Source organism: Pilosibacter fragilis, from assembly GCF_032490495.1.
Taxonomy (GTDB): domain Bacteria; phylum Bacillota; class Clostridia; order Lachnospirales; family Lachnospiraceae; genus Pilosibacter; species Pilosibacter fragilis.
The window spans coordinates 109,390-119,969 of sequence record NZ_JAVYJB010000007.1 but is presented as its reverse complement, the minus strand read 5'-3'; the positions used below and the strand labels follow the sequence as shown (position 1 = coordinate 119,969).

Genomic DNA, 10,580 nt, shown 5'->3' with positions numbered 1-10,580 from the left:
TAAATCCGTTTTTAACGGATCCGCAGGCAGTCATGTCCGCGGATTCAGAACCTGCGCAGTATTATTTCTTCTTTTTGAACACAGAGATAAAGAAGCCGTCGCAGGGATGGAGTCCCGGAAGAAGCTGGATCCTGTTCTCCTCGCAGGAACTCTTAAGAGCCTCCGGCAGGAGATCTGCAATCCCCTTCTTTTCAAACGCCAGATGCTTCTCGATCCAGTCCGCGTTTTCTTCATTCTCTTCCTCAGTGATCGTACAGGTACTGTAAACAAGCGTTCCACCAGGTTTTACATACTGAGTCACCACAGAAAGGATCTCCCTCTGCAGCTTCGCGAGATTTTTGATCTCATCTCTCGTCATCCGCTCTTTGATATCCGGTTTCTTTCCGATAATTCCGAGACCGGAACATGGGAGATCTGCCAGAACCACATCTGCCTGCTCCACCATAGACGGATCCAGAACTGTCGCGTCCCAAACGTTCGTGCGAATGTTCCGGAAGCCGCAGCGCATGATATTCTCCTCAATGAGATCCGTCTTTCTCCCGCTCACATCTCTCGTTTCCACCATGCCGGTACCTTTTAAAAGATCTGCCGCATGCATGGCCTTTCCTCCCGGAGCTCCGCACACGTCAAGAACGAAATCTCCCGGGGCAATAGATGCCATCTGTGCCGCAAGGGAGGAGCTTGGATCCTGAACTGTGATCTTTCCTTCCGTGAACGCGCACACCCGGTCTAAGTAGTCGAAGCCACGGATCGAAGCGATCCCCGGAAATATCCCGGACTCCTCCACCGTAATGCCATGATCTCTCAACTCTCCGATCGTTTTCTCCGCCGGGGAGATGCTCTCATTAAAGCGCACCGTAAGGGGGCGTTCTTCTAAAAATGACGCAGCAATGGCTTCAGAAGTCTCTTTTCCATACATTTCCTCCCACATGGATAACATCCACCGGGGAATCGAATAGCGCTCCGAAGCGTCCTTCCAGACAAGTTTCTCTTTTTCTCTGGAGACCGTCCGCAGGACACCGTTCACAAATCCGGAAAGACCTTGGAATTTTCGTTTCTTTGCAAGCTTTACCGCCTCATTGCAGACCGCGGAGTCCGGTACACGCTCCATATACAGAATCTGGTAGACCGACATTCTGAGGATCTCCCGGATCACCGGCTTCATTTTTGCGGTCTTCACCTTCGAAAAGCGGTCAAGCACTGCATCGATCTGGATCCGGTACTCCAGAGTTCCCTCCACGCATCTTGTGATAAACGCGCGGTCCTGACGTTCCAGAAACAGGTACTTTTCCAGTGCCTGCTTTAAAACAATATGGCTCAAATTATGGTTTTCGAGGACTTCCAGAAGGACGTCAAGGACGACCTCCCGGATATTTGTCGTATTATCTGTCACGTCTGTTTCTTCCTCCAAAGAGAATTATGAGACGGAGAAGCTGTAGGATCGAAGTCGCTGCTGCCGCCACATAGGTCAGTGCCGCCGCGTTCAGTACTTTTCTCGTCCCGTTTACTTCCTCGCCCGCGAGAATGCCCTGTGCATCCAGAAGTCTTACCGCACGGGCAGACGCATTGTACTCTACCGGAAGTGTCACAAGCTGGAACAGCACCGCCAGAGAGAACATTAAGATTCCGATCTCCACCAGCGGAGAACCAAGTCCGCCGAACACAAGTCCTAAAAGGATCAGCGGCCAGGAAAGACTGGAGCCGAAGTTTGCCACCGGAACGAGAGCACTCCTGAACCGTAACGGTGCATATCCCTCATTGTCCTGCATCGCGTGGCCGCATTCGTGGGCGGCAACACCGATAGCCGCAACGGAAGTCGCTCCGTAAACGGACTGGGACAGGTTTACGGTCTTCGTCCGCGGATCATAGTGGTCAGTAAGTTCACCGGCGATCTGCTGGACCGTCACATCGTAGATTCCCTGCGCATTTAAAAGGCGTCTCGCCGCCTCCGCGCCTGTCATGCCAGTCATGCTGCGGACTCTGGAATATCTCGAGAACGTGGAATTTACACGTCCCTGAGCCCAGAGAGAAAGGGCAACTCCGATCAATACAAGGATGATCGTCGGATCAAGGCCATAACCATAACCGTAACCATACATTCCGTACATAAAACATCTCTCCTTTCGATCTCGTTTCTGTCGTCCCGGCAGCCGGCTTTTCAGCCGGATTTTTCAGGACCGCCCGCGGCATCACCCGCGAAGCTTACCCGCAGAAACTTCCGTCTTCCATCTGGAAACCGCGCAGGAAGGAAGCTGTATCCATCCGCTTCTTTCCCTCAAGCTGAAGCTCCTTTACATCAAGGACACCCTCTCCGGTCTCCAAAAAAAGCCGGTCCTTTGTCACATGAATCTTTCCCGGAGCTCTTTCTCCCGGAAGATCCGTAACCTCTGCTGACCAGATTTTCATCGTCTTTCCGGCATATGATGTATATGCGCTTGGCCACGGATTTAAGCCGCGGACAAGACGCTCAATGGACACCGCGTCCTTCGTCCAGTCGATATGTCCCATTTCTTTCGTGAGCATCTTCGCGTAGGAAGTACCGGACTCTCCCTGCGGAGTTCTCGTGATCGTTCCGTTTTCCAGTCCCTTTAAAGTGGATAAGATCATGGATCCACCGAGGGCAGAGAGCTTGTCAAACAGGCTTCCGCCAGTCTCTTTCTCATCTAACGGGATCGCTTTCTGTTCCAGCATATCGCCGGTATCCAGCCCCACATCCATCATCATGGTCGTCACTCCGCTCTCCTTCTCACCGTCAATGACCGCCCACTGGATCGGGGCAGCCCCGCGGTATTTCGGAAGCAGGGACGCGTGTACATTCACGCAGCCGTATTTCGGAAGATCCAGAATGGACTTCGGAAGGATCTGGCCAAATGCGACGACAACGATGGCATCCGGTGCCATCGTTTTTAAAAGCTCCACAAATTCCGGATCCCGCACCTTTACCGGCTGGTATACCGGGATTTCATACTCGATCGCTTTTTCCTTTACAGGAGTCATAAGGACGGCTTTTCCGCGCCCCTTCGGCTTATCCGGCTGTGTCACCACAGCCACAACTTCATGTCCGCCCTCAATGAGAGCAGTCAGCGTCGGAACCGCAAAGTCCGGCGTTCCCATAAAAACAATACGCATACTATTCCTCATCCTCTCCGGCTGTATCCTGAAGTTCGCCTTCTACGAGATCGACGTAAAGTTTTCCATCCAGATGGTCGCACTCGTGGAGAATGCATCTCGCGAGAAGTCCGTCTGCCTCGATCTCATACTCTTCCATATTCTCATTGAGAGCTTTTGCCTTTACATGATCCGCGCGGGTCACCTGTCCGCATTTTCCCGGAACACTTAAGCAGCCTTCCTGACCGGTCTGGCTTCCGCTCGTCTCGAGGATCTCCGGGTTGATCAGCACATACTGGTTTCCGTCCTCCACATCGATAACCACGACGCGCTTGCGGACACCCACCTGCGGTGCGGCAAGGCCGACGCCGTTATTCTCATACATTGTCTCAAACATATCTTCGATGAGCTCAAGGGTCCTCTCATTCATTTCCTTTACCGGCTTACACTCTTTTGTAAGGATCTCATCTCCGATGGTTCTGATCTGTCTGATTGCCATTTTATCTTATTTCCTCTCAATTTTTTATCGAAAACTACTAAGTCAGATCGTACTGGACGAACACATTCCGGAAAAGATCCGGGATGTTCTCCCGCTTCCGGGCGCAATTTCTGACTTTTAATAGTATATCATAACTTTCATGTTTCATATATAAAATTTTTCTGTAATTATCATTAAGTTTGTAGGGGGAATCCTCCACCGGACCGATGACCTTCAGTCCATCCAGTGCATATTCCCTCAGAATGACCCGTTTCATATCCTCTGACGCACGGATCACATCCGCCTCCCTCTTTGAGGAAAGTCCGATGGTCAAAAGTCTTACAAGGGGCGGATATCCCATCATCTTCCGGTACAGAAGCTCCTGCCGGTAAAACTGCAGATAGTCCTGCTCTGCCGCGGAGGATACTGCATAATGGTCCGGCGCATATGTCTGGATCACCACATCTCCCTGAAGCTCCCCGCGCCCGGCCCGCCCGGATGCCTGAGTCAGGAGCTCAAAGGTACGCTCTGCGCTCTTATAGTCCGGTGCATAGAGGGAGAGATCCGCTGCCATGACACCCACAAGGGTCACATTCGCGAAGTCATGACCCTTTACGATCATCTGGGTCCCAATGAGAATATCCGCCCCGCCCTCTGCGAAGGTGGCGAGGATTTCTTCATGAGCTCCTTTTTTTGCCGTGGTGTCCGCATCCATTCTTAAGATCCGGGCCTTTGGAAATTCCCTTTTTGTAAATTCTTCCAGTTTCTGGGTCCCCGTCCCAAAGGGCGCGATAAACGGGGAACCGCAGGACGGACAGCGATCCGGCAGCGGCCGTTCAAATCCGCAGTAGTGGCATTTTAACCGTCCGTTTCTGTGGTATGTAAGACTCACATCACAGTGCGGGCATTTCATCGCCTTTCCGCAGGAGCGGCAGGACACAAAGCCCGCATATCCCCGCCGGTTCATGAACAGCATCACCTGCTGCCTGTTCGCCAGCCGGTCCTCGATCAGCCCTTTTAATCTCCGGCTGAAGATCGAGCGGTTTCCCTCTGCGAGTTCTTCCCTGAGATCCACAATGTGGACCCCTGCCAGACGGCTGTTCTCCTTTGCCCTCTTTGTAAGGGTCAAAAGCTTATACTCGCCCTGCTCTGCCAGATAATAGCTCTCCACAGACGGTGTCGCAGACCCTAAGACCACGGCTGCCCCGCTCATATCAGCCCGGACCTTTGCGACCTCCCTGGCATCGTACCGCGGCGCCGTCTCACTCTTATAGGCTCCCTCATGCTCCTCGTCGATGATGACGAGTCCCAGATCCGGAAACGGCGTGAAAAGAGCGGAGCGCGGACCGATCATAATATCAATCTCCCCGTTTGCCGCCCTCTCCGACTGCTCGTAGCGCTCCCCAGCCGAAAGTCTGGAATTCATGATCCCAACCCTGTTTCCAAATCGCCGGTAAAAACGCATCACAGTCTGGTAAGTCAGGGAGATCTCCGGGATCAGGACGATGGCCTGTCGGCCTTTCCGGAGGACGTGGTCGATGAGTTCCATGTAGACCTCCGTCTTACCGCTTCCCGTGATTCCGTAGAGCAGATAGGTATTACGCTGTCCGGAATCATAGTCCCGGATCACGGTCTCTGCCGCGTTCTTCTGTTCCTGATTCAGGGCGACAGGTCCGGTCTCTGGAAATCTGTTTCCTGCTCCCGGTTCTTTTTTGACTGTTTTCAGGTCCACGATCTCTTTTTCTACTAACGGTTTCAGCATCGCGGCCGTGATGCCGAGCTTTTCGGATGTCAGCTTCAAGGGCAGCTCCCCGTTTTCAAGAAGTGCCCGGTAAAGCCTTATCCGTGCCCGGTATTTCTTCTTTTCCGCTTCTATAAGCAGCGTTTCGATCTCATTCTTCGGTTTTAAGGAAACGATCACACGTTCTTCCCTCGGCATCACCTTCGCCTTTACGGGAAGAACCGTCTTCAGTGCCTGATTCATCGTGGTGGAATAGCGGTCCTTCATCCAGAAGGCGAGGCAGATCATCTGAGTACGGATCGGGACAGCGCCTGTCTCCACATCCAGGAGCTCTTTCATTTTTTCAGGGTCATAATCTGTCTCTTTTGAGAGACCTACCACGATCCCTTTCCGTTCGGTATTTCCCTTTCCGAAAGGGATATTCACCTGAACTCCGGGCTTTACAAGCTCTTTCAGATGGTCAGGGATCCGGTATTGGAAGATCCGGTCCACATTTTTTACGGAAAGATCAATGATGACATCCGCATACGGTTCCATTTCGGATCCCTCCCTTCTCAAAACTTCCGTCCATTCCTACCTTCCGGCCATCTCCACGAATTGATCTGCCACAGCAGACAGTCCCATGGAGTTGGATCCCTTAAAGAGAACGCAGTCTCCGTCCCGGATCTCCGTCTCCAGATATTTCACCATCTCCCCGCAGTCTGAAAATTCCACCACCGGGATCTCCTTTACCGCACGGACGCCTTCTGCCAGACTCCTGCATGCCTCGCCCAGCGTCACAACAAGATCCACGCCGGAATTGGCCGCGTACTCGCCCACCTCCCTGTGGTAGGCCAGATAATTCCCGCCAAGCTCCTTCATATCCGCAAGGACAGCAATATGGCGTTTTCCCGTGAGTCCCTGAAACACATCGAGAGCCGCCTTCATGGATGCCGGACTCGCGTTGTAAGAGTCATCCATCACCGTAAATCTTCCGTCGGCATAGACCTGCTGGCGGTGTTTGAATCCATGGAAAGTCAGAAGACCCTCCGCGGCTTCTTCCATCGTCATACCGCGTTCACAGCAGACCGCAATGGCTGCCAGAGCGTTCATCACATTGTGTGTGCCCATGACGTTCAAGAGGACTTTCTGGGTTTTTCCCGCATGAACAGCCGTAAACTCCGTTTTTCCGTCCATGAGGACGATGTCCACTGCGCGGTAATCACAGGTTTCCCCGGTGCCATAGTAGACTGTCTTCACACCGGCCTTTCCCCTGGTCCTGCAAAGCATATCATCGTCGCCGTTTAAGATGAGGATGCCGCCATCGGAAAGTCCGTCCTGGATCGTCAGCTTCTCCCTGTAAATATTCTCGCGGGATCCAAGCTGCTCGATGTGGGTGATCCCGATGTTTGTGATCACTGCCACATCCGGCTTCGCGATCCGTGCGATCACGGTAAGTTCACCCGGCTCGCTCATTCCAAGCTCCAGAACACCCACTTCATCTTCTTTTGTGATCTCGGACACGGTAATCGGAACTCCTACCTGACTGTTGCTGTTGCCCGGAGTCTTGTATACATGAAACCGCGCAGAGAGTGCCGCCGCGATCATTTCCCGCGTTGTGGTCTTTCCGACGCTCCCTGTGATACCGACAATGGGCAGTGTCAGACGTTTTCTGAGGTAACGGCCTACGGCCTGAAGTGCTTTTTTCGTGTCATCCACAGCGATCCAGGTACAGGAGGTCTCCGCCATTTCTTCCGTTTTTTCCTTATGCTCACTTGTAAGCACCGCACCGGCTCCCTTTTCGGCAACCTGTTCCAGAAATTTATGTGCATCTACTTTCTCGCCGATGATCGGCACGAAAAGATCTCCGGTCTCAACCTGTCTGGAATCCAGGCGGATCTTGTTTAACATGACACCGTCATCTCCGGAGAGCAGTACGCCTCCGGTGGCAAGGACGATATCCTGAACGCTTACGTTCTCCATTCCTTTCCAATCTCCTTTACTGCTGCAGTCTGCGTCCCTCTGCGGACGATCATACATTATTTACCGCCTCTTCCACGACTTCCCGATCCAGAAAATGATGTTTCACACCTTCGATCTCCTGATAATCCTCATGGCCTTTTCCGATAATGGCGATCATGTCACCCTCCTCGGCGTTCCTGATCGCGTAAAAGATTGCTTCCCGTCTGTCCGGGATCACAAGATATGTTCCGTCCGTCTTCGCAAGGCCCACCTCGATGTCCTTGATGATGTCCTCGTTTTTCTCAAAACGCGGATTGTCGGCCGTAATGATACAGAGATCCGCCATCTTTCCACCGATCTCCCCCATTGAATATCTGCGATCTCTGGCGCGGTTTCCACCACAGCCGAATACACATACGAGACGCTTCGGATGATAATCCCGGAGTGTTGTGAGCAGACTTTCCATGCTGACCGCATTGTGGGCGTAATCCACGATCACACTGCACTTTTTCGATACGTGCGCGATCTCCATGCGACCATCCACGCGGACCTTCACGAGGGATCCAAGGATTGCCTGTTTTGTATGATCATCAAGCACCCCGCTTCCACCGGAAAGCGCCAGAGTGCAGACCGCCAACGCCGCCAGAGCATTATCCGCGTTGAATTTTCCCGGCATCCCTACGCGGACTCTTCCGTCAAGCATGCCGTGGATTGTGAATTCAATTCCCACAAAATCGTGATTTGATGCATAGTGAATGTCATCACCCATGAAATCCGCGTTTCCATTCAGGGCATATGTAAGAAGTCTGCAGGTCGCATCCTTTACGACCTCATCGTAGTGGTCTGTCAGACGATTCACGATCCCCGTTTTGCAGACAGTAAGAAGCCTTGACTTATAAAAAAGATACTCTTCAAAGCTCTTGTGTTCCTTCGGCCCGATATGGTCCGGAGAAATATTTGTGAACAGACCGTAGTCGAACATGATCCCGCCGACCCTGTGAAGCATTAAAGCCTGAGAGGAGACCTCCATCACACAGCACTCACAGCCAGCTTCCACCATTTTATGGAAATAATCCTGCACCACATAGGATTCCGGTGTCGTATTGGAGGTCGGGAATTTCACATCCCCGATGACTGCGCCATTCGTTCCGATGAGACCGGTCTTCTTTCCGGCTGCCTCAAGGACCGCCTTGATCATATAGCTCGTCGTGGTCTTTCCCTTCGTGCCGGTGATCCCGATGGTGATCAGTTTCTCTGCCGGATAACCGAATCTCGCCGCAGAAAGCTCCGCCAGCGCGAGTCGTCCGCTCTCAACCCGGATCACAGTCACATCCGCCGGTACTTCCACTTCTTTTTCTACCACAAGAACTTTACAGCCAGCCCTTAATACGTCCGGAATAAACTCGTGGGAATCCCTGGTGCTGCCCTGAATGCACACGAATACGGAATCCGGTCTTGCCTTTCTCGAATCATAGATCACTTCATCTACGTTCTGGTCCAGACTGCCGCAAACCAGATCGTATTTCATGCGTTTTAACCAATCTCCAATTACCACTGTCGTCATCCTTTCTCATAACCCACACAGGCGGGAACATATGCGCCCGCCTGTGAGTTTTCTTACTGCTTTTTTAGAATAATCCTATGATCTTTCCGTTCTCGTCCACGTCAATATTGTCCGCTGCCGGTTTCTTCGGAAGTCCCGGCATAGTCATGATGGAACCGGTAAGCGCAACCACAAAGCCTGCGCCCGCGCACACATACGCATCGCGCACAGTCAGGTCAAATCCTTCCGGACGGCCAAGCTTCTTCTGGTCATCGGATAAGGAATACTGGGTCTTCGCCATGCAGACCGGAAGATCGCCAAAGCCCATCTCTGTGATCTTCGCGATCGCCTTTTTTGCCGCCGGTGAGTAGCTTACGCTGCCCGCGCCGTAGATCTCCTTCGCAATGGTCTCGATCTTATCGGAGATTCCCATCTCATCCGGATATAACGGAGCGAAATCACTCGTCTTTTTCTCCAGGGTGTTTATTACCTTCTCTGCGAGTTCAATTCCGCCGTCTCCGCCTTTTGCCCATACCTCGGACAGCGCAAACTCACAGCCCCTCTCCTCACAGAAGTTCCGGATAAATTCATACTCTGCCTCTGTGTCCGTGAGGAAGGAGTTTAAAGTAACGACAACCGGCACATGGTATTTCTGGATGTTCTCGATGTGTTTCTCAAGGTTTACGATACCTTTCTTCAATGCCTCAAGATTCTCCTCGGAGAGCTGGTCCTTCGGAACACCGCCGTTGTACTTTAACGCGCGGACAGTAGCCACGAGAACAACGGCATCCGGACGGATCCCCGCCTTGCGGCACTTAATATCAAAGAATTTCTCTGCGCCGAGATCTGCGCCGAATCCTGCCTCTGTGATCGCCACATCCGCAAGCTTTAATGCGGTTCTTGTCGCCATAACGCTGTTGCAGCCGTGGGCGATATTCGCAAACGGTCCGCCATGTACAAGAGCTCCCGTGTGCTCTAAGGTCTGTACCAGATTCGGTTTGATGGCATCCTTTAAGAGAGCTGCCATGGAGCCGACCGCGTTGAGATCCTTCGCTGTCACCGGCTCACCCGCAAAATTATACGCTACAATGATCCTTCCGAGGCGCTCCTTCAAGTCCTTCATATCCGTTGCCAGACAGAGGATCGCCATGATCTCGGAGGCAACCGTGATCACAAAATGGTCTTCGCGGACGAAACCGTCTGCCTTTGCGCCGAGTCCCACTACAATGTTTCTCAGCACACGGTCGTTCATGTCAAGACATCTCTTCCAGAGGATCTGTCTCGGGTCGATTCCAAGGGTATTTCCCTGCTGAATATGGTTGTCAAGAAGTGCTGCCAACAAGTTGTTCGCTGTCGTGATCGCATGGAAATCACCGGTAAAATGAAGGTTTAAGTCCTCCATCGGAACGACCTGGGCATATCCACCGCCGGCTGCTCCGCCCTTGATTCCAAAGCACGGTCCGAGGGATGGCTCACGGAGAGCAAGCATTGCTTTCTTTCCGCACTTTGTCATCGCCTGTGCAAGTCCGATACTGGTTGTGGTCTTTCCCTCTCCTGCCGGAGTCGGGTTGATCGCTGTCACCAGAACGAGTTTTCCATCCGGTCTGTCCTTGATCTCCTGCCAGAGCTCATTGGAGATCTTTGCCTTGTACTTTCCGTAAAGTTCCAGATCGTCCTCAGTAATTCCATACTGGGACGCAACGGTGGTAATCGGGAGCATCTTCGTCTCCTGTGCAATCTCGATATCGGTCTTCATAATCGGTATCCTC

General features: G+C 52.4%; 8 protein-coding genes. All 8 read right to left on the bottom strand.

All coding sequences use genetic code 11. From position 1 onward, the window contains the following. Positions 1-61 precede the first annotated feature (61 nt). The gene (gene rsmB, locus ABCW45_RS08785) at positions 62-1,393 is read right to left on the bottom strand and encodes a 16S rRNA (cytosine(967)-C(5))-methyltransferase RsmB (RefSeq protein WP_343220662.1); all 1,332 of its coding nucleotides are present in this window, start codon (positions 1,391-1,393) and stop codon (positions 62-64) included. Next, positions 1,383-2,108 (bottom strand): zinc metallopeptidase, encoded by a 726-nt coding sequence (locus ABCW45_RS08780; RefSeq protein ID WP_015554621.1) that lies wholly within the window; start codon positions 2,106-2,108, stop codon positions 1,383-1,385. The genes rsmB and ABCW45_RS08780 overlap by 11 nt, the downstream gene beginning before the upstream one ends. Positions 2,109-2,202: 94 nt before the next feature. After that, complete coding sequence (gene fmt / locus ABCW45_RS08775) at positions 2,203-3,129, bottom strand: methionyl-tRNA formyltransferase (protein WP_343220661.1); 927 nt, start codon at positions 3,127-3,129, stop codon at positions 2,203-2,205. Between the two features lies 1 nt (position 3,130). Further along, positions 3,131-3,607 carry a peptide deformylase gene (gene def, locus ABCW45_RS08770; protein ID WP_015554623.1) on the bottom strand — a complete coding sequence of 159 codons (477 nt, stop codon included), beginning with the start codon at positions 3,605-3,607 and terminating at the stop codon, positions 3,131-3,133. A gap of 37 nt (positions 3,608-3,644) precedes the next feature. Beyond that, positions 3,645-5,864, bottom strand: a complete 2,220-nt coding sequence (gene priA / locus ABCW45_RS08765; protein WP_343220660.1) for a replication restart helicase PriA — start codon at positions 5,862-5,864, stop codon at positions 3,645-3,647. 36 nt (positions 5,865-5,900) lie between these two features. Next, complete coding sequence (locus ABCW45_RS08760) at positions 5,901-7,289, bottom strand: UDP-N-acetylmuramoyl-tripeptide--D-alanyl-D-alanine ligase (protein WP_343220659.1); 1,389 nt, start codon at positions 7,287-7,289, stop codon at positions 5,901-5,903. 49 nt (positions 7,290-7,338) lie between these two features. Further along, positions 7,339-8,832 (bottom strand): UDP-N-acetylmuramoyl-L-alanyl-D-glutamate--2,6-diaminopimelate ligase, encoded by a 1,494-nt coding sequence (locus tag ABCW45_RS08755; protein ID WP_343220658.1) that lies wholly within the window; start codon positions 8,830-8,832, stop codon positions 7,339-7,341. Between the two features lie 64 nt (positions 8,833-8,896). Beyond that, positions 8,897-10,567, bottom strand: a complete 1,671-nt coding sequence (locus ABCW45_RS08750) for a formate--tetrahydrofolate ligase (RefSeq protein WP_015554627.1) — start codon at positions 10,565-10,567, stop codon at positions 8,897-8,899. Between the last annotated feature and the right edge of the window lie 13 nt (positions 10,568-10,580).

Excerpts from the sequence above, each read along its gene's own strand:
- ABCW45_RS08780 (WP_015554621.1), bottom strand. The coding sequence starts at position 2,108 with ATGTACGGAATGTATGGTTACGGTTATGGTTATGGCCTTGATCCGACG.
- fmt (WP_343220661.1), bottom strand. The coding sequence starts at position 3,129 with ATGCGTATTGTTTTTATGGGAACGCCGGACTTTGCGGTTCCGACGCTG.
- def (WP_015554623.1), bottom strand. The coding sequence starts at position 3,607 with ATGGCAATCAGACAGATCAGAACCATCGGAGATGAGATCCTTACAAAA.
- priA (WP_343220660.1), bottom strand. The coding sequence starts at position 5,864 with ATGGAACCGTATGCGGATGTCATCATTGATCTTTCCGTAAAAAATGTG.
- ABCW45_RS08760 (WP_343220659.1), bottom strand. The coding sequence starts at position 7,289 with ATGGAGAACGTAAGCGTTCAGGATATCGTCCTTGCCACCGGAGGCGTA.
- ABCW45_RS08755 (WP_343220658.1), bottom strand. The coding sequence starts at position 8,832 with ATGACGACAGTGGTAATTGGAGATTGGTTAAAACGCATGAAATACGAT.
- ABCW45_RS08750 (WP_015554627.1), bottom strand. The coding sequence starts at position 10,567 with ATGAAGACCGATATCGAGATTGCACAGGAGACGAAGATGCTCCCGATT.